The organism is Rhodococcus sp. H36-A4 (genome assembly GCF_027158005.1).
GTDB lineage: Bacteria > Actinomycetota > Actinomycetes > Mycobacteriales > Mycobacteriaceae > Rhodococcoides.
In genome coordinates, this window is sequence record NZ_JAPVLQ010000003.1 from 513,528 (window position 1) to 532,260 (window position 18,733).

21 protein-coding genes are annotated in these 18,733 nt (G+C 61.4%); 6 read left to right on the top strand and 15 right to left on the bottom strand.

Going from position 1 to position 18,733, the window contains the following annotated elements:
* From nuoK to O1W68_RS11545, 12 genes are all read right to left on the bottom strand, one after another.
* Complete coding sequence (gene nuoK, locus O1W68_RS11490; RefSeq protein ID WP_088944288.1) at nucleotides 1-300, bottom strand: NADH-quinone oxidoreductase subunit NuoK; 300 nt, start codon at nucleotides 298-300, stop codon at nucleotides 1-3.
* The gene (locus tag O1W68_RS11495) at nucleotides 297-1,016 is read right to left on the bottom strand and encodes an NADH-quinone oxidoreductase subunit J (protein ID WP_269303607.1); all 720 of its coding nucleotides are present in this window, start codon (nucleotides 1,014-1,016) and stop codon (nucleotides 297-299) included. Before O1W68_RS11495 ends, nuoK begins: the two co-directional genes overlap by 4 nt.
* Nucleotides 1,013-1,516, bottom strand: coding sequence for an NADH-quinone oxidoreductase subunit NuoI (gene nuoI, locus O1W68_RS11500; protein WP_084348663.1), 504 nt, complete (start codon nucleotides 1,514-1,516; stop codon nucleotides 1,013-1,015). The genes O1W68_RS11495 and nuoI overlap by 4 nt, the downstream gene beginning before the upstream one ends.
* Entirely contained in the window at nucleotides 1,509-2,756 is a 1,248-nt protein-coding gene (gene nuoH / locus O1W68_RS11505) for an NADH-quinone oxidoreductase subunit NuoH (protein WP_269303608.1), read from the bottom strand. Before nuoH ends, nuoI begins: the two co-directional genes overlap by 8 nt.
* On the bottom strand, nucleotides 2,757-5,147 hold the full coding sequence (locus tag O1W68_RS11510) for an NADH-quinone oxidoreductase subunit G (protein WP_269303609.1): 2,391 nt from the start codon (nucleotides 5,145-5,147) through the stop codon (nucleotides 2,757-2,759).
* Nucleotides 5,144-6,442, bottom strand: coding sequence for an NADH-quinone oxidoreductase subunit NuoF (nuoF, locus tag O1W68_RS11515; protein WP_269303610.1), 1,299 nt, complete (start codon nucleotides 6,440-6,442; stop codon nucleotides 5,144-5,146). The genes O1W68_RS11510 and nuoF overlap by 4 nt, the downstream gene beginning before the upstream one ends.
* 1 nt (nucleotide 6,443) lies before the next feature.
* Nucleotides 6,444-7,271, bottom strand: coding sequence for an NADH-quinone oxidoreductase subunit NuoE (gene nuoE / locus O1W68_RS11520; protein ID WP_269303611.1), 828 nt, complete (start codon nucleotides 7,269-7,271; stop codon nucleotides 6,444-6,446).
* Entirely contained in the window at nucleotides 7,268-8,572 is a 1,305-nt protein-coding gene (gene nuoD / locus O1W68_RS11525) for an NADH dehydrogenase (quinone) subunit D (RefSeq protein WP_269303612.1), read from the bottom strand. The genes nuoE and nuoD overlap by 4 nt, the downstream gene beginning before the upstream one ends.
* Nucleotides 8,569-9,201, bottom strand: a complete 633-nt coding sequence (locus O1W68_RS11530; protein WP_269303777.1) for an NADH-quinone oxidoreductase subunit C — start codon at nucleotides 9,199-9,201, stop codon at nucleotides 8,569-8,571. Before O1W68_RS11530 ends, nuoD begins: the two co-directional genes overlap by 4 nt.
* Before the next feature lie 17 nt (nucleotides 9,202-9,218).
* Nucleotides 9,219-9,773 carry a NuoB/complex I 20 kDa subunit family protein gene (locus tag O1W68_RS11535; protein WP_084348670.1) on the bottom strand — a complete coding sequence of 185 codons (555 nt, stop codon included), beginning with the start codon at nucleotides 9,771-9,773 and terminating at the stop codon, nucleotides 9,219-9,221.
* 60 nt (nucleotides 9,774-9,833) lie between these two features.
* Nucleotides 9,834-10,193: an NADH-quinone oxidoreductase subunit A gene (locus O1W68_RS11540; protein ID WP_088944297.1), complete on the bottom strand. Its 360-nt coding sequence runs from the start codon at nucleotides 10,191-10,193 to the stop codon at nucleotides 9,834-9,836.
* A 124-nt stretch (nucleotides 10,194-10,317) separates the two neighbouring features.
* Complete coding sequence (locus O1W68_RS11545; protein ID WP_269303613.1) at nucleotides 10,318-10,737, bottom strand: hypothetical protein; 420 nt, start codon at nucleotides 10,735-10,737, stop codon at nucleotides 10,318-10,320.
* Between the two features lie 157 nt (nucleotides 10,738-10,894).
* Between O1W68_RS11545 and O1W68_RS11550 the strand changes: the two genes are divergently transcribed.
* Entirely contained in the window at nucleotides 10,895-11,080 is a 186-nt protein-coding gene (locus tag O1W68_RS11550) for a hypothetical protein (RefSeq protein ID WP_269303614.1), read from the top strand.
* On the opposite strand, the gene O1W68_RS11555 is transcribed toward O1W68_RS11550, so the two are convergent.
* On the bottom strand, nucleotides 11,081-11,626 hold the full coding sequence (locus tag O1W68_RS11555; RefSeq protein ID WP_269303615.1) for a dihydrofolate reductase family protein: 546 nt from the start codon (nucleotides 11,624-11,626) through the stop codon (nucleotides 11,081-11,083).
* Nucleotides 11,627-11,730: 104 nt separating this feature from the next.
* Between O1W68_RS11555 and O1W68_RS11560 the strand changes: the two genes are divergently transcribed.
* Nucleotides 11,731-14,409, top strand: a complete 2,679-nt coding sequence (locus O1W68_RS11560) for an MGH1-like glycoside hydrolase domain-containing protein (RefSeq protein WP_269303617.1) — start codon at nucleotides 11,731-11,733, stop codon at nucleotides 14,407-14,409.
* 25 nt (nucleotides 14,410-14,434) lie between these two features.
* Entirely contained in the window at nucleotides 14,435-15,547 is a 1,113-nt protein-coding gene (locus O1W68_RS11565; protein ID WP_269303620.1) for a zinc-binding dehydrogenase, read from the top strand.
* On the opposite strand, the gene O1W68_RS11570 is transcribed toward O1W68_RS11565, so the two are convergent.
* Complete coding sequence (locus O1W68_RS11570) at nucleotides 15,528-16,319, bottom strand: ABC transporter ATP-binding protein (protein ID WP_442972332.1); 792 nt, start codon at nucleotides 16,317-16,319, stop codon at nucleotides 15,528-15,530. The two genes, O1W68_RS11565 and O1W68_RS11570, sit on opposite strands and share 20 nt — an antisense overlap.
* Nucleotides 16,320-16,520: 201 nt before the next feature.
* Between O1W68_RS11570 and dapB the strand changes: the two genes are divergently transcribed.
* Genes dapB through O1W68_RS11585 form a run of 3 tightly spaced genes read left to right on the top strand, consistent with a single transcriptional unit; the run spans nucleotide 16,521 to nucleotide 18,206 of the window.
* Nucleotides 16,521-17,279, top strand: coding sequence for a 4-hydroxy-tetrahydrodipicolinate reductase (gene dapB, locus O1W68_RS11575; RefSeq protein WP_269303622.1), 759 nt, complete (start codon nucleotides 16,521-16,523; stop codon nucleotides 17,277-17,279).
* Nucleotides 17,280-17,289: 10 nt separating this feature from the next.
* The gene (locus tag O1W68_RS11580; protein WP_084348678.1) at nucleotides 17,290-17,757 is read left to right on the top strand and encodes a tetratricopeptide repeat protein; all 468 of its coding nucleotides are present in this window, start codon (nucleotides 17,290-17,292) and stop codon (nucleotides 17,755-17,757) included.
* Entirely contained in the window at nucleotides 17,754-18,206 is a 453-nt protein-coding gene (locus O1W68_RS11585; protein WP_269303624.1) for a flavodoxin family protein, read from the top strand. Before O1W68_RS11580 ends, O1W68_RS11585 begins: the two co-directional genes overlap by 4 nt.
* Before the next feature lie 12 nt (nucleotides 18,207-18,218).
* Here O1W68_RS11585 and O1W68_RS11590 read toward each other — a convergent pair whose 3' ends face one another.
* Complete coding sequence (locus O1W68_RS11590; protein ID WP_269303626.1) at nucleotides 18,219-18,716, bottom strand: HNH endonuclease signature motif containing protein; 498 nt, start codon at nucleotides 18,714-18,716, stop codon at nucleotides 18,219-18,221.
* Nucleotides 18,717-18,733 lie beyond the last annotated feature (17 nt).

An 18,733-nucleotide genomic window follows, 5' to 3' on the forward strand; every position in this document is an offset into this window, starting at 1 on the left:
TCAGTACTTCAGCAGATTCGCGTCGTCGACAGAGGCAGATCGGCGAGTACGAAAAATCGTCATGATGATTGCGAGCCCCACGACGACTTCAGCAGCTGCAACAACCATGGTGAAGAACGCGAAGACCTGGCCGTCGAGATTGCCGTGCATGCGAGCGAAGGTCACGAACGCGAGATTGGCAGCGTTGAGCATCAACTCGACACACATGAAGACCACGATTGCGTTGCGTCGAAGCAGTACTCCCGCAGCGCCGATCGTGAAGAGCAACACGGCGAGGTACAGGTAGTTCTCCGGATTCATGGCGCCTCACCTCGGTGTCCACGGTGCATCGGGTTGATCGAGAGCTCCGAAGGCGATCCGTCCGGCAATCGAGCCGGCCAATCGACGGCATTGTGCCTGGCATACACACCGGGGCTGGGCATGGGGGTCACATGTGTGCCGTCGCGGAATCGCTGCTCGGACAACGCCCGTTGGCCCTTACGAGGGTGAAAGTGCTCTCGATGGGCCAGCACCATCGCCCCGACCGTCGCGATGATCAGTAGTGCGCCCGTCAATTCGAAAGCCCAGAGGTAACGGATGAAGATGAGCTCGGCCAGGCCCTCGACATTGCCACCCGAATTGGCTGCGTCGAGTCCGAGAAAATCGGGTCTGCCCGACTCAACCGATGCGTTGCCGATAGCGCCGATCAGTACGAGACCGAACCCGACTCCTGCAGCGATGGCGGCAGGGCGCTGCCCTGTCAGTGTCTCGACCAACGAGTCTGCGGAATCGACACCGACGAGCATCAGTACGAACAGAAACAGCATCATGACGGCGCCGGTGTAGACGACTATTTGGACGACACCGAGAAAGATCGCGCCCTGAGCGATATAGAAGACGGCAAGGATGATCATCGTCACGGCCAGAAAAAGAGCCGAGTACACCGCTTTGGAGGCGCACACCATCGCGAGTGCCCCGAGGACGGCCAACCCACCGAGCAGCCAGAATTGGACGGCCTCGGCGGTCGATGTGGTCACTGGATCGTGCCGCGGTAGTAGTCCGCGGCCGTTGCATTGTCGGCCATGGGGTGAGGGGCCGGCTCCATTCCAGGCTCCAACGGTGCCAACAGGCGATCCTTCTCGTAGATCAGATCCGCTCTGTTGTCGTCCGCGAGTTCGTATTCGTTGGTCATCGTCAATGCCCTCGTCGGACACGCTTCGATGCACAACCCGCATCCGATGCAGCGCAAATAGTTGATTTGATACACCTGGCCGTACCGCTCACCAGGAGAGAATCGCTCCTCCTCGGTGTTGTCGGCGCCTTCGACATATATCGCATCGGCCGGGCACGCCCAGGCACACAGTTCACAACCGATGCACTTCTCGAGACCGTCGGCGTACCGATTGAGTTGATGCCGACCGTGGTAGCGGCGCGCGGTCGGAACTTTCTCCTCCGGGTAGAACTCGGTGACCGGTTTTTTGAACATCGTCGCAAACGTCACGCCGAATCCGGCTACGGGGCCTAGAAATTCAGGCATCGCTTCGCTCCTTGTCATCGGTCGGAAGATGCTGTCCGGGCATCGGTGGTACCGGGAAGCCGCCGGCCATCGGATCGAACGGTGAGGTACCAGCGGCCTCGGTCGGCGGTGGCGGCTTGCGTCGCCGTCGGCGCACAAGAGAGACGACGGCGAGGGCGGCAACTACTGCGCCTGCGACGAACAATGCAACCGTCCACGATCCGTAGCCTTCGATCCGCAAAGCTCGGACGGTCGCGACGAGCATGATCCATACCAGGGACACCGGAATCAGGACCTTCCAGCCGAGATTCATGAATTGGTCGTATCGAAGTCGCGGAAGTGTCGCGCGGAGCCAGATGAAGAGGAACAGGAATCCCCACACCTTGAGGGTGAACCACAGCACGGGCCACCAACCGGAATTCGCGCCGTCCCACAGGTTCAGCGGGAAGGGCGCATGCCAACCGCCGAGGAACAGGGTCGTCGCTAGAGCCGACACAGTGACCATGTTGACGTATTCGGCGAGCATGAACATCGCGAAGTTGAGCGAGGAGTATTCGGTGTGGAAGCCGCCCACCAGCTCACCTTCGGCTTCCGGAAGATCGAAAGGGGCGCGGTTGGTTTCGCCGACCATCGAGGTCAGATAGATGAGAAACGATGGGAACAGCAGGAAGATGTACCAGGTGTTCGATTGTGCTGCCACGATTCCCGACGTCGACATGGTGCCCGCATGGAGGAACACGGCGGTGAAAGACAACCCCATCGCAATCTCGTACGAAATGACCTGAGCGGTGGACCGAAGTCCGCCGAGGAGGGGGTACGTGGAGCCGGACGACCATCCGGCCAGCACGATTCCGTACACGCCCACCGATGTGACGGCCAGGATGTACAGCACGCCGACGGGTAGGTCGGTGAGCTGTAGCGGTGTCAGTCGGCCGAATATCGAGACTTCGGGGCCGAACGGAATGACCGCGAAAGCCATGAATGCCGGGACGGCGGCAATGACCGGTGCCAGCAGGTAGATCGGTTTGTCGACGCCCTTGGGGACGATCCCTTCCTTGAGGGCCAACTTCACCCCGTCGGCCAAGCTTTGCAGTATGCCGCCTGGTCCGACACGGTTCGGTCCGACGCGCATCTGCATGCGCGCCATCACCTTCCGCTCGATGAGAATTGCCATCAACGGTGTCAGGATGAGGAAGACGAAGATGGCCAGCGCTTTGGCGATGACCAGCCACCAGGGGTCGAGCCCGATTCCGGGAATCACCTACATCACCTCGTTCGCTGCTTCGATATGCACGACGGTTCCGATGCCGGATCCCAACTGGGTGTGCACGTGGGATCCGGTAGAACGCATCGGGACCCACACCACCCGATCGGGCATATCGGTGATCGTCAAAGGAAGTGTCACCGTGCCCCTCTCGGATCGGACAGTGACGAGATCGCCGTCGCCGACTGAAATCTCTCGCGCAGTCCCGACCGAGAGCCGCACGACGGGTCGACGTGCGGTACCGGCGAGATGCGGCTCCCCGTCCTGCATTCGTCCTGAATCGAGGAGCATCCGCCAGGTCGCGAGGACCGCTTCGCCGATGCCAGCAGTAAGGGGCGCATCGAGAGCGGCACGATGGTCCGGCGGGGAGGCCGGCTCACCCTTCCACGTCGACAATGCCGCAATCTCGGCTCTGATGGTCGCGACATCGGGGGCGCCGAGGTCGACACCCATTTCGGCGGCCAGAGCATGCAGAACCCGACTGTCTGGCAGAGCCCTGACGTCGGTCAGTGCCGCCTCGAACGGCCGCGCCCGTCCTTCCCAATCGAGGAAGGATCCGGCCTTCTCGGCCACTGACGCAACGGGAAACACGACGTCTGCACGCTCGGTGACGTCGCTGGCTCGAATTTCGAGACTGACGACGAACGAGGCCTCGTCGACGGCCGCGGTAGCTGCGGCCGGGTCGGGAAGGTCGGCCAGTTGGACGCCGCCGATCACGAGCGCACGAAGGGGCCGAGTGGATACCGCGTCGAGTATCTCGCTCGAGCCGAGTCCGACGGCATCGGGTAGCCCGCTCACGCCCCACTTGGCGGCCATCTCTGCCCGAGCTGCCTCATCGATCACCGGACGCCCGCCCGGCAGCATATTCGGCAGCGCGCCGGCCTCGACAGCGCCGCGATCGCCGGCCCGACGGGGAATCCAGGCAAGTTTCGCGCCTGTCGACTCCGCGAAACGGAGAGCTGCAGACAGTCCGCCGGGTGTACTCGCGAGTCGTTCGCCGACGATCACGACTGCGCCGGCCTGCCGGAAGAGGTCGATCTCTTCGCGGTTCGACAGTGCCGCCAACGCTCCGACCTCGTCGGCAGGAACGCACTGTAACAGCTGGCCACCAAGCTTTTTCACGCCTGCGGACGCATACGGGGCGATCGAGACCACTCGTTGGCCGCGGGTTCGTACGGCCTTGCGCAAACGTAGGAAAACGATCGGCGATTCCTCTTCCGGCTCGAAGGCGAGCAGGAGAACTGCAGGCGCATGCTCGAGATGCTCGTATGTCACCGACAACGACCGCCCGGCGACGCATGCAGCAAGGAATTCGCTTTCTTCCACCGAATGAGTCCTCGCTCGGAAGTCGATGTGGTTGTTCCCAAGCACTATTCGAGTGAACTTCGAGTACGCGTACGCGTCTTCGTGGGTTACCCGCCCACCGACTAGAACTCCTACGTCCCGGCCTGCAACTGCCAGCCCACGAGCGGCCACTGCCAATGCTTCGGACCACGACGCCGGTTCCAACACGCCGTCGTCATTTCGAACCAGGGGAGTGGTGATTCGGTCGCGTTCGGTTGCGTACGCGAATGCCCAGCGGCCTTTGTCACAGTTCCATTCCTCGTTGACTGCAGGATCGTCACCGGCCAAGCGGCGCAGCACTTTTCCGCGACGGTGGTCGGTGCGCTGGGCGCACCCGCTCGCGCAATGCTCGCAGGTGCTGGGCGTGGAGACCAGGTCGTAGGGACGTGCTCGGAATCGGTATGCAGCGCCGGTGAGCGCCCCGACGGGACACACCTGAACGGTGTTTCCCGAGAAATAGGATTCGAACGGCTCGTTCTCGTAGATTCCGACCTGCTCCAGCGCGCCGCGCTCGAGTAACTCGATGAACGGGTCCCCAGCTATCTGCTGAGAGAAACGAGTACACCGTGCGCACAGGACACATCGTTCACGATCGAGCAGCACTTGCGAGGACAGCGGAATCGGCTTCCGGAAAGTACGTTTTACCTCGATGAATCGGGATTCGGAACGACCGGCGGACATCGCCTGGTTCTGTAACGGACACTCACCACCCTTGTCACAGACCGGGCAATCGAGCGGATGATTGATGAGCAGTAGCTCCATGACACCTCGCTGTGCCTTGGCAGCGACGGGCGAGCTCTGCTGGGTATGGATCACCATGCCCTCGGTCACCGTAGTGGTGCACGAGGCGAGCAACTTACGTTGACCTTCCACCTCGACGAGACACTGACGGCACGCGCCAACAGGTTCGAGCAGCGGGTGATCGCAGAATCTAGGGATCTGGATTCCGTTCAGTTCGGCCGCTCGAATGACCAACGTGCCGACAGGCACACGGACCTCGATGCCGTCGATGCTGACCGTCACAGTCTCCGTTGCGGTGGTCATGAGGTGAGTGCTCCCGCCATCAGGGTCGAACGATGTGGGTCGAACGGGCACGGCTTACCCAGGTGTTCGAGGTATTCCTCGCGAAAGTACTTCAGCGAGGACGTGATCGGACTGACAGCGCCGTCGCCGAGCGCGCAGAATGCTTTGCCGAGGATGCTGTCGGAGACGTCGAGCAGGGTATCGAGGTCGGCGAGTGTGCCCTGTCCGGTCTCGAGCCGCGCGTAGATCCCGACCAGCCAGTAGGTGCCCTCCCGGCATGGCGTGCACTTGCCGCAGGACTCGTGCGCATAGAACTCGGTCCACCGTCTCACCGCGCGGACCACACAGGTGGTTTCGTCGAAGATCTGCAGAGCTTTGGTTCCTAGCATCGAACCGGCGGCGGCGACACCTTCGTAGTCCAAGGCGACGTCGAGGTGTTCGTCGGTGAATATCGGCGTCGAGGACCCGCCCGGTGTCCAGAACTTCAGGGTGTGACCCGCGCGAACTCCGCCTGCGTAATCGAGCAACTCGCGCAACGTAATTCCGAGCGGAGCCTCGTACTGACCGGGTTGGGTGACGTGGCCCGACAACGAGTACAGGGTGAAGCCCGGCGACTTTTCGGTCCCCATCGAACGAAACCAGTCGACGCCATTGCGGAGTACCGCAGGGACACTCGCGATCGACTCGACGTTGTTCACCACAGTCGGACGCGCGTAGAGACCGGCGACGGCAGGAAACGGTGGTCGGAGGCGCGGCTGCCCGCGTTTGCCTTCGAGCGAATCCAATTGAGCAGTCTCCTCGCCGCAGATATAGGCGCCGGCGCCGGCGTGCACGATCACCTCGAGATCGAAACCGCTGCCCAGGATGTCGCGTCCCAGATATCCCGACGCGTAGGCCTCGGCAACCGCGGCATGAAGTCTCCGCAGTACCGGTACCACCTCGCCTCGAAGGTAGATGTATGCACGATGCGCTCGAATTGCATAGGAAGCGATGACGATTCCCTCGAGCAGTACCTGCGGGGTCGCCAGGAGCAGTGGCATGTCCTTACAGGTTCCGGGCTCCGACTCGTCGGCATTGACCACCAGGTAGTGCGCCTGACCGTCCTCCTGCGGAATGAAACTCCACTTCATTCCAGTCGGGAAGCCTGCACCGCCGCGACCTCGTAGACCCGAATCCTTGACTGTCGCGATGACGTCGTCCTCGGGCATCGACAGCGCTCGACGCAGGCCCTCGTAGCCGCCATGGCGCAGATAGGTTTCCAGGGTCCACGATTGCGGGTCGTCCCAGTAGTCGCTCAGAACTGGAGTCAGGGGCACGTCAATTTCCCTTCTCGGGAGGTACCGATTCGCCAGGTGCAGGCGCGGGCTTGTCCTTGGTCGTTTCCTCTGCGGCGGAATCCGCCGACCCGAGGGGTGCGGGACCCTCGTCGGAGGGTTCGTGCACCGTCGGGGCAGTCATCGACAGTGCGCGTGCGACTCGCAGGCCGGCGAGGGTCGGGCCGCCCGCAGTACCACCGGTCTCTACCGCGCCGGGGCGTTCGTCGGGGAAACCCGCAAGTATTCGCTCGGTCTCCCGGAACGTGCAGAGCGACGCACCTCTGCTCGGAACGACCTCGCGTCCCGAACGCAAGTCGTCTAGCAGGGTGCGCGCAGACTCGGGAGTCTGATTGTCGAAGAACTCCCAGTTGACCATCACCACCGGTGCGTAATCGCAGGCAGCGTTGCATTCGATGTGAGTCAACGTGATGGGGTCGTCGACGCCTCCGGGGTGGTCCTCGAGAGCTTCGAGGATGGCATCGCCGCCCATCACCGCGCACAACGTGTTGGTGCACACTCCCACCAGATAGTCGCCGGTTGGTTCGCGCCGATACATCGAGTAGAAAGTTGCTACCGCGGTGACCTCGGCGCCGGTCAGTCCAAGCCGATGTGCGCAGAACTCGATACCTGTCGCAGTGATGTACCCGTCCTCGGCCTGGACCAGATGCAGCAGCGGCAGTAGTGCCGACCGCGCCATCTCCTGATCGACATCCCCGGGCGAGGTGTACCTGGCGACGATCCTGTCGGCGTCCAGAGACAACCGAGTTTCGGTGTCCGGTGGGTACGGGGCCGCCCGGGTGGTCAGTTGCACGAACACGGGTTCGCTCATCTGTCCACACCTCCCATCACCGGATCGATACTGGCCACAGCGGCGATGACGTCAGCGACCATGCCGCCCTCACAGGTGGCTGCAACCGCTTGCAGGTTGGTGAAAGATGGATCTCGGTAGTGCACCCGAAACGGTCTCGTACCGCCGTCGCTGACCATGTGGACGCCGAGTTCACCGCGCGGCGATTCGACCGCGACATACACCTGACCCGGTGGGACCCGAAAGCCCTCGGTGACGAGCTTGAAATGGTGGATCAACGATTCCATCGAGGTGTCCATGATCTCGCGGACGTGTTCGGCAGAATTACCCATACCGTCCGGTCCGACGGAAAGGTCGGCAGGCCACGCTATTTTCTTGTCGTCCACCATGATCGGTCCTGGTCGAAGCCGGTCGAGGCACTGTTCGGCAATCTTGAGCGATTCCTTCATCTCGTCGATCCGCACGAGGTATCGACCGTAGGCGTCGCAACCGGTGTCCGTGCATACCTCGAATTCGTAGTTTTCGTATCCGCAATAGGGTTCGGAGACGCGGAGGTCATGAGGGAGACCGGTGGATCGAAGCATCGGACCGGTGATTCCCAGAGCCATACAGCCCGTCAGGTCGAGATAACCGATCCCTTTGGTCCTGGCCTTCCAGATCGAATTCTCGTTCAGCAAATTCGACATATCGCGGAGACGAACAGGCAGAGTTTTCAGCAACTCTCGTACTTTTGCCACGGCGTCTTCGGGTAGATCTTGGGCGAGTCCGCCGGGTCGAATGAACGCGTGGTTCATCCGCAATCCGGTGATCATCTCGAATACGTCGAGAATCAACTCGCGCTCACGAAACCCGAACAGCATCGCCGTAACTGCACCCAATTCCATTCCGCCGGTAGCCAGAGCGACAAGGTGCGAAGAAATGCGATTGAGTTCCATCAACAGAACCCTGACGACGGTCGCACGTTCGGGTATTTCTTCGGTGATATCGAGCAGCTTTTCGACACCGAGACAATACGCAGTTTCGTTGAAGAAGGGGGACAAATAATCCATCCTGGTCACGAAGGTGACACCCTGCGTCCAATTTCGAAACTCGAGATTCTTTTCGATTCCAGTGTGCAGGTAGCCGATTCCGCATCGAGCTTCTGTCACGGTTTCGGCCTCGATCTCGAGAATCAGTCGAAGCACCCCGTGCGTCGACGGGTGTTGCGGCCCCATGTTGACGACGATGCGCTCCTCGGAGGAGCCAGCGGCCGATTCTGCTGCAGCAGCAACTATGTCGTCCCAGTCCTGCCCAGAGACGGTCAACGATCGTTCGCTCGTCACTTGTATCCCCGTCGTTGGTCCGGCGGAGGAATGCTCGCACCCTTGTACTCGACCGGGATTCCTCCGAGTGGATAGTCCTTGCGTTGTGGATGGCCTTCCCAATCGTCGGGCATCTGAATTCGAGTCAACGAAGGATGACCGTCGAACTGGATTCCGAAGAAGTCGTATGTTTCACGTTCGTGCCAGTCGTCGGTCGGATAGACCTCTACCAGCGACGGCAGATGCGGATCGGCATCCGAGACCGATACTTCGAGACGAATTCGACGATTGTGGGTTATCGACATCAAGGGAAACACCGCGTGTAGTTCTCGGTCGACCTGCTGGGGATAGTGGACGCCACTGACGCCCAGGCACAGTTCGAATCGAAGTTCCGGTTCGTTGCGGAGGGTCGTCGCTACCGCGAGAAGGTGTTCGCGTCGAACATGCAGGGTGAGCTGGCCGCGGAAGACCACGACCGCCTCCACTGCTTCGTCGAACGTCGTGTCGAGCAGGGGAAGCGTGCGCTCCAATTCATCGGCGATGGCATCGAAGTACCCGCCGTAGGGACGGGATGCACTCTCCCGCAGCAGCGCAGGTGGTACCAACCTCCCATATCCGGATGTGTCACCGGTACCTTTCACCCCGAACATTCCACGTCGATCGGACGTCACCGCAGCAACCCCTTGAGTTCGAAAGTGGGTGTCGACGCCAATGCGGCGGCTTCCGCTGCGCGGGCGACCGTTTCGCGGTTCACGCCGAGCGGCATCTCTTGTATTTTTTTGTGCAGTTCGAGGATTGCATCGAGCAGCATCTCCGGTCTGGGCGGGCACCCGGGCAGATAGATGTCCACCGGAACCACATGGTCGACGCCTTGGACGATCGCGTAGTTGTTGAACATGCCGCCCGAGGAGGCGCATACCCCCATGGCCAGAACCCATTTCGGCTCAGCCATCTGATCGTAGATCTGACGCAACACGGGCGCCATCTTCTGACTGACGCGGCCGGCGACGATCATCAGATCCGCCTGCCGCGGGGAGGCGCGAAAGGCCTCCATACCGAATCGGGCGATATCGAATCGGCCGGAACTGGTGGCCATCATTTCGATTGCGCAGCAGGCGAGACCGAATGTGGCGGGCCAGAGTGAGCCTTTCCTGACGTATCCGGCGAGGCCTTCGACCGTACTCAGCAGGAAGCCACTCGGTAGCTTCTCTTCGAGACCCATATCTGACCCTTCCGATCCAAAGTTTCTGAAAGTGGCGAAACGTATCTGAAAGTCGCGAACCTAATCCCAGCTGAGCCCGCCGCGACGCCATTCGTAGGCGTAGGCGACTGCAGCGCTGACGACGAACAGTCCCATTGCGAGAAGCCCGAATACGCCGAGTGCGTCGAAATGCACGGCCCAGGGATAAAGAAAAACGATTTCGATGTCGAAAATGATGAACAGCATCGCCGTCAGATAGAACTTCACGGGGTAGCGACCTGCACCCATCGGTTGAGCTGTCGGCTCGATACCGCATTCGTAAGCATCCATCTTTGCCCTGTTGTACCGCTTCGGTCCGACTACCGAGGCGATGACGACGGAGACGAGAGCGAAGGCGACGGCGACAGCACCGAGGACGAGAATGGGAATGTACTCGTTCATGCTGTTCGCGCCTCCGTGCATGCCCTGTGGACAGCCTGTAGGAATGTGAGCTGAAACACAGCCTACCGGTGCGATGCCCCGACGTGTCTCGGTTTCGGACTGTGCGGAGAGAGTGTCGGGTCCGTTACTCGGGAAAAGTTTGGGACGGTGGCACTTTCGGTAGGTTTTCGAGTAGTTTCACGACCGTTTCCGTCAACACGAACGGGTCCAGTGGATGTGACACTGCGGCGTCTGCGCCGGACCAATCCGCCAACCATCTGTCGTCCGGTCGCCCGGTCAGAACCACCAATGGTGGACAGTGTGCGAGCTCGTCCCGTAGTTGCTTCGCTACGCCCATTCCCCCGGCCGGCGCCGACTCCCCGTCGAGTATGGCGAGGTCGATGCCCCCGGCGTCCAGATGGTGAATCACCATCGGGGCCGATGCGACTTCGAGATAGTCGAACGCGCCGAGTGTCGCTTTCGGGCGTGTGCCGATAGCCGTCGTCACATATGCGCGCGTGTCGGAGTTGCTGCTGTACACGAGGATGCGGAGAGCAGGGGTCACGAGATCTGATGCTACGACCGGGGACGTGGGAGAAGTGGGCGATTCATGTTTCCAAGAACGTTCCACTTGGGGTGAAAGTGTAACGTTCCTCGCTTGTCGGGGATAGATCGTCGAACAGAGTCGCCACCGAGCGGCAGGCGGCCGAAAGGAACTTTCGATGCAGGATCAGCACGCCCCGCAATTTCCGCACGTCTTCGGTCCGGCAGAGGACGTGCTGACCGAGTTCGGTGTGAGTCGGCAGAGTTTCATGGCCCGATTGCGCGAGATTCTCCTGCAGGATCCACCCCCCAAAGGCCTCGACGGCACGGATGTCGCTGCACTGCTGCGAGTCTGTCGCGCCTGATCAGGTTCTCGCGTACTCGAGAATTGCGTTGCCCTTGGACGTCCTGCGCAAACTGCGCAACTCGAGCTTGGTGAGCGGGTCACCGGGTTCGAACATCCTTCGACCCGAACCTGCAATCACGGGGTGCGTCATCAGCGTCAGTGAGTCGAGGAGTCCGGCGAAGAACAGGTGGCGAACGATGGAAATGCCGCCGACCACGGCGATCTCTCCTCCTTCCGATGCCTTCAGATCGTGAACGAAGTCATCGAGATCCCCGTCGATGAGTGAGGCATTCGCCCAGGCAAGTGGACCGGCAAGCGTCCTGGAAGCGACGTGCTTGGGAACCGAATTGATGAAGCCCCCGAAGCCGTCCTCGTCCCCTGCGGTCGGCCAATAGTTCGACCACTGCTCGTATCCGACTCGTCCGAGAATCACCGTGTCCACTCGCTCGATCATCGCCCCCAGCAGACCCCCCATTTCTTCGTCGAAACTATCGAACTGCCATTGATCGGGGGACTCGACCACGCCGTCGACGGAGTGAAACAGACCTGCTGTCAGTGTGCGCATCGATCTTCTCTTTTCGTGGTTGTCAGGGCTTTTCTCGTTCGACCTGTGGGCCCGGTGAAACTCATCGGTACGCGAGCGTGCCATCGAGGTAGCAGACTGGTGCCGTGACCGATGCCACCGAACCACTGCCCAAGCCGAGGACCGCAGAGCATTCGCGGCTCGCCGAGTCGCCCGGTGTGTCCGGACCATGGCGTCAGTGGGGTCCCTATCTTGCCGGCCGTCAGTGGGGCACGGTCCGTGAGGACTACTCGACCGATGGGGACGCCTGGCAGTCCTTTCCCTTCGATCAGGCGCATGCACGGGCCTACCGGTGGGGAGAAGACGGATTGGGCGGGATCTGCGATCGTTTCGGATTTCTCAACTTCGCTTTCGCGCTGTGGAACCGCAAGGACCCCGTCCTCAAGGAACGACTCTTCGGTCTTACCAACGGTGAAGGCAACCACGGCGAGGACGTCAAGGAATACTGGTGGGTCGTCGACGGCACACCCAGCCACAGCTGGATGCAATGGCTCTATCGCTATCCCCACGCCGAGTACCCGTACCGGAAGCTTCGTGAGGAGAACGCGCAACGAGGACGAGACGAGCGGGAGTACGAACTCTCCGATACCGGAATTCTCGACGAGAACCGATTCTTCGACGTGCAGGTCACCTACGCCAAGGCCGCCCCGGACGACATCGCCATCGTCATCTCGATCACCAATCATGGCCCAGAGGCCGCTTCGGTGGATCTGCTGCCGCATCTCTGGTTCCGCAACACCTGGGCGTGGGGTCGCGACGACCGTGGCGGCTCCCTTTCGCAGATGACTGCTCCCGAATTGCAGTCCGGCCGGGTGCGCGCAATCGCGGCCGAACATGGCTTTCTCGGAAAGTACTACCTGAGCGCCGAAGGAGAACCAGAGGTCCTCTTCTGCGACAACGAAACGAACTCGGCGCAGCTCTGGGGTCAGGAGAATGTCAGCGCATATTGCAAGGACGGAATCGGCCGCCGCGTCGTCGAGGGGGACACCGGCGCGGTGAACCCTGAACAGACGGGCACGAAGTCGGCGTTCTGGTTTCGGTTCGACGACATCGCACCCGGCGCTACCGTCGAGGTCAAGCTCCGTCTGTCTCACAACGAGCCGGACGCGCAGACCTTCGGACGTGGGTTCGACGCCATTGTTGCCGACCGACGTTCGGAAGCCGACGACTTCTACGGCGTCGTGATCGGATCCGATCTGGACGAGAATGATCGCCATATTGCTCGGCGTGCGTACGCGGGGCTGTTGTGGACGAAGCAGCTCTACCGTTACGACGTCGAGCAATGGCTCGAAGGCGACCCGGTTGGGGAGCCCGCACCGCCGTCACGGCTCGATGCCAAGGCGCGAAACACCCACTGGCGTCATCTTGCTCTCGCGGACGTGATCTCGATGCCCGATGAATGGGAGTATCCGTGGTTTGCCGCGTGGGACTTGGCATTTCATACCATTCCGCTCGCACATGTCGATCCGGATTTCGCGAAGGAGCAGCTGGTGTTGATGTGCCGGGAGTGGGCGATGCATCCCAACGGTCAGCTCCCCGCTTACGAGTGGGAGTTCGGTGACGTCAATCCACCTGTCCATGCGTGGGCGGCGTGGCACGTCTACCGAATCGACGGATACCGCGACCGAGAATTCCTGGTGCGTGTATTCACCAAGCTGCTGTTGAATTTCTCGTGGTGGGTGAATCGAAAGGACTCTGCGGGCTCGAATATCTTCGAGGGTGGCTTCCTCGGAATGGACAATATCGGCTTGTTCAACCGCTCTGCGCCCTTGCCGCCAGGATTTCGGCTCGAACAATCCGACGCCACGAGTTGGATGGCGTTCTACTGCCAACAGATGTTCAAGATTTCGCTCGAGCTCGCGCGTCACGACAATGCCTGGGACGACGTCGCGACGAAGTTCTTCTCGCACTTTCTGTCGATCGCGAAAGCTGTCAAATCATTTGGTTCGCAACATATTTCACTATGGCACGAAGAGGATGGGTTCTTCTACGACGTCCTCGTGCCTCCAGAGGGCGACGCGGTACCGATGCGGGTACGTTCCATGGTCGGTCTGCTCCCGATTCTCGGGGCGACCGAGATTCCGTCATGGGTCGAGGAGGAATGCCCTGATCTGACCGCGCGGTTGCGGTGGGTGCAGCATCGTCGACCTGACATGGTCAGTCCGTTGCTCGCTCGGAAGGACGGTGACGAAATTCGAGTGTTGCTGACCCTCGTCGAACCGGAACGACTCAAGCGTGTGCTTGCCAGGATGTTCGATTCGGAAGAGTTCCTGTCGCAGTACGGAATCAGATCGTTGTCGGCGTCGTACCGGGACGGCGTCACGTTCGATGTCGACGGTCGCAGTCTGTCCATCGAGTACGAACCAGGCGAATCACGCACCGGCATGTTCGGCGGCAACTCCAACTGGCGTGGCCCGATTTGGTTCCCGGTCAACGTGTTGTTGGCCGACAAGTTGCGCGCATACGGGCGTCACTACGGCGGATCCTTCACCATCGAGATTCCCACCGGTTCCGGCAATCACCGCACATTGACGCAGGCAGCAGATTTGATCGACAGCGGGTTGGCGTCGCTGTTTCGGCCGGTGAACGGTAAGCGTCCGGCGGACGGAGCGCGAATCGAGGCGAGCGATGACCCGTTGTGGAGCGTGCACCCCACTTTCAACGAGTATTTCGACGGTGACACCGGGGAAGGACTGGGAGCATCCCACCAAACCGGATGGACGGGTCTGGTGGCGCATCTGCTGAGGCCGCGTCTGCCGTTGTAGTCGCGGAGCGTCCTAGAGTGGAGAAATGAAGATTCGCGGCGCAGTGCTGGAGGAAATCGGACGGTCTCGGCCGTTTACCCAATCTCGGCCGATCACGATTTCGGAACTCGATCTCGACCCGCCCGGCGAGGGCGAATTGCTTGTCCGCATCGAGGCGGCCGGCCTGTGTCATTCCGATCTGTCCGTGGTCGACGGCAATCGCGTACGTCCGGTTCCGATGTTGCTCGGGCACGAGGCGGCCGGTCGCGTCGAGGCGCTCGGGTCCGGGGTCGAGGACATCGCACCAGGCACCCGCGTGGTGATGACCTTCTTACCTCGATGCGGAGAATGCGCCGGTTGCCGGACCGACGGGCAGATGCCGTGTGTGCCAGGCAGCGCGGCGAACAACGCTGGTAAGTTACTCGGTGGCGGTGGAAAATTGGCGCGCGCGGGCCAGGAAGTCAAACATCACCTCGGGGTCTCCGGATTTGCGACACACGCGGTAGTGAGCCGCAAATCGGTCGTAGCCGTCGACGACGATATTCCGGCCGACGTCGCGGCGGTGCTCGGTTGTGCAGTATTGACCGGTGGTGGCGCAGTTCTCAACGCCGGTGCGCCCAGGCCCGGCCAGTCCATCATGGTGGTCGGTCTCGGTGGCGTCGGAATGGCCGCTGTACTGACGGCTGTATCGGTGGGCGCCGGTGAGGTCATCGGCGTCGATGCAGTGGCTGAGAAGCTGGCAACCGCTCGCGAACTCGGTGCGAATCGGACGTATTCGCCTGCCGAGCTTCATGAGCTGGGTATCAAAGCAGACATCGTGATCGAGGCTGCAGGAAACGCGCGCGCCTTCGAAGCGGCCGTCGCAGCGACGGCACCAGGCGGTAGGACCGTCACCGTCGGCCTTCCCGCTCCCGACGCCAGGTCCTCGATATCGCCTCTCGGACTCGTCGCCGAAGCGCGCACGATCATCGGCAGCTATCTCGGTTCTGCAGTGCCCGAGCGTGACATTCCGAAGTATGCGCAGCTCTACCGCGAGGGCAGGCTACCGGTCGAGAAGCTGATCTCCTCGCGAATCCGGCTCGAGGACATCAATTACGGCATGGACGAACTCGCCGACGGCAGAGCCATCCGTCAGGTCATCACGTTCGACGAGCAGTAGCAACCCAGCGGCCGTTGCTGCGTCCGATTTCGATGGGATGGTCGAAGCATGCGCTGATGTTCTCGGTCGTGAGTACGTCTTCGACGAGGCCGTCGACCATGATGTGGCCGTCGCGGATGAGCACGGCATGCGTCGTGGACTTTGGAATCTCCTCCAGATGATGCGTCACGAGGATGCTCGACAATGATTCGTGCTCTGCGCGGAGATTGTCGAGTGCGGAGAGAAGTTGCTCGCGAGCAGCGAGGTCGAGTCCGGTGGCAGGTTCGTCCAGAAGCAGAAGCGCAGGGTTGGACAGGAGTGCCCGCGCGATCAGCGCGCGGCCACGTTCACCCTGCGAAAGTGTGCGCCAAGGTGAGTCGCTGCGATCCTCGATACCGAGGGAGGCGATGAGCGATCGGGCCCGGTCTTTCTGCTCGGAAGTGGCCGACCATCGCGGGATCAGATCGGGGGTGTTGGTGAGCCCGGTGAGCACGGTCTCGAACAGCGTCAAAGGAGCTTCGATACGCAGTCGAGGATCGACATGACCGATGTGGGTGCGCAGCTCGCGCATGTCGACACGGCCCAGTTGGTGACCGAGGACATGCACGGTGCCATTGGTTGGGTGCACGAACGCGCCGAGCAGGCTCAGCAACGTGCTCTTACCTGCTCCGTTGGCACCTAGCAGCACCCAGTGCTGCCCCTGCTCGACCTGCACCGATGCGCCGCGCAGCAGATGTCGTCCGCCTCTGACCAGGTCGACGTTGTGGGCGCGCACGACACTTTCCGTAATCACCGGTCGACAGTATCTTGACACCGAGTCCGATTTGCGGCCTGCCCGGCTGATACCGATTTCCAACCGGCGTAGTACGGGTACCTCGCAAGTCAGTAGGCTTGCCGAAGCCGTCAGTGTCAGCGAAAGCAGTGTCAGCGAAAGCAGTGTCAGCGAAAGCAGTGTCAGCGAAAGCAGTGTCAGCGAAAGAGAGTGGAAACAGTCGTGAGTGCACAAGCGCCTATTCGAGTCGGCGTCCTCGGGGCCCGCGGCAAGGTGGGGCAAGCCATCTGTGACGCCGTCACGGCAGCAGACGGGCTCGAATTGGTTGCCACGGTCGATCAGGGCGACCCGATTTCGAACTTTGTCGACGCAGTCACCGAGGTCGTCGTCGACTTCACGCATCCGGACGTGGTGATGGACAACCTGAAGTTCCTCGTGGAGAACGGTATTCATGCCGTTGTCGGAACTACCGGCTTCGACGAGGGACGCCTCGACACCGTCCGGTCATGGCTGGCGGGTTCGCCCCGGACCGGTGTCCTGATAGCGCCGAACTTCGCCATCGGTGCCGTATTGACGATGCGCTTCGCCGAGCAGGCCGCACGATTCTTCGATTCGGTCGAGGTGATCGAACTACATCACCCGAACAAAGCCGATGCGCCGTCCGGAACTGCATACCGCACGGCCCAGGTCATCGCCGATGCGAGGAAGAAGGCCGGCGTAGGCCCGAGTCCGGATGCCACGACCACGGAGTTGGACGGTGCCCGAGGCGCTGAAGTAGACGGCGTTCGGGTCCACTCCATTCGGCTCGCTGGACTGATTGCCCATCAGGAAGTTCTGCTGGGAACGCAGGGGGAGACGCTCACCATCCGGCACGACTCGATGGACCGCTCGTCCTTCGCTCCGGGGGTCCTACTCGGTGTGCGTGAAATTTCCGGACGACCCGGGTTGACGGTCGGACTCGACCCCTTCTTGGATCTGTAGCGAGGTTGCGATGAACAAGGCCACCAAAGTTGTGCTCATCATCGGCGTCATGGTGCTGGTTCTGGGTTTCTATTTCTACCTTCTCGGAAGTCGCGGACTGTCGCTGATTCAGACCGGCGGCCCGGTCAACATCGGTCTCGGAATAGGCGTCATTCTGTTGCCCATCCTCGGGGTATGGATTGTCGGCGCCACCCTCAAGGCAGGGTTCGATCATCAGCATCTGGCCAGCCGGATGCGGGAGGAAAACCTCGAACTGGACGTCTCCGATCTGCCGACTATGCCGTCGGGTCGGATTGCCCGCGACGCTGCCGACGAACTCTTCCAACAGATCAAAGGTGAGTGGGAGAAAGATCCGGACAACTGGCGCAACTCCTACCGATTGGCGCGAGCCTACGACTACGCAGGCGACCGAGGCAGAGCCCGCGAGACGATGAAGCGGGCAGTAGAACTCGAACGGCAGGAATCCGCCGACCGATGACCGCCACTCTCCTCGTCGTTCACCACACGCCGTCGCCGGTGACGCGTGAGCTTCTCGAAGCGGTCCTGGCGGGTGCTAGGGATCCCGACATCGAGGGTGTGACCGTTCGGAGCGTTCCCGCGCTGGGCGCGACCATCTCCGATGTCCTGGGCGCCGACGGTTATCTGTTCGGAACACCGGCCAATTTCGGTTACATGAGTGGTGCTCTCAAGCATTTTTTCGACACCACCTACTATCCGTGTCTCGACGCAGTCGCCTCCCGCCCGTACGGCATGTGGGTTCACGGCAACAACGACACCGTCGGCGCAGTGTCGGCGATAACGAAGATCGCCACCGGATGGGCGCTGGAAAATGTGTCCGCGGCACTGGAACTGACCACAGCGGACAAGAACGCCAAGGATTCATGCTACGAACTCGGCGGCACGCTGGCAGCAACTCTCATGAGCTGAACCGCTGTGTCTTCAGAACGGTGGGGGTTCGGCGCGTTCGCGTAGTCGAACGACCGCGCTGTGTTCGCGGAAGCGGCATCGCAGATTTCGGATTCGCGCCCGCGCGACATCGGTCGCGGCGTCTCGGAGGTCCTTGGTCGTAGGTGGTTGCGTGCCGGGCGATTGGTTCTTTTCCCACCAGGTCACGGTGACCGGATCGGGCTCGGGTTCCGAACCCCGTTTTCCGCGTCGGCGGGTTCGGGGTAAGCCCAGCACCCCCGGATCCGGGAGGGAGATCCGGCGGTGTCCGGAGCGGCTCGTCCACAGGATCGCGCAGCCCTGCAGGAGGGCGACGGTCCAGCTACGCGATGTCTTGGCCTGGTGGTGGCAGGTGCAGACCGGGTGCAGGTTCGTCTCGATAGTCCACCCGCCGCGCTCGGGGTTGTTGTGGTCGAACGGGACGATGTGGTCGAGTTCGCACTTCGTGGAGGGGACATCGCAGTGTTCGAAGGTGCATGTCCGGTGCCTCATCCGTACACGTGCTGCGG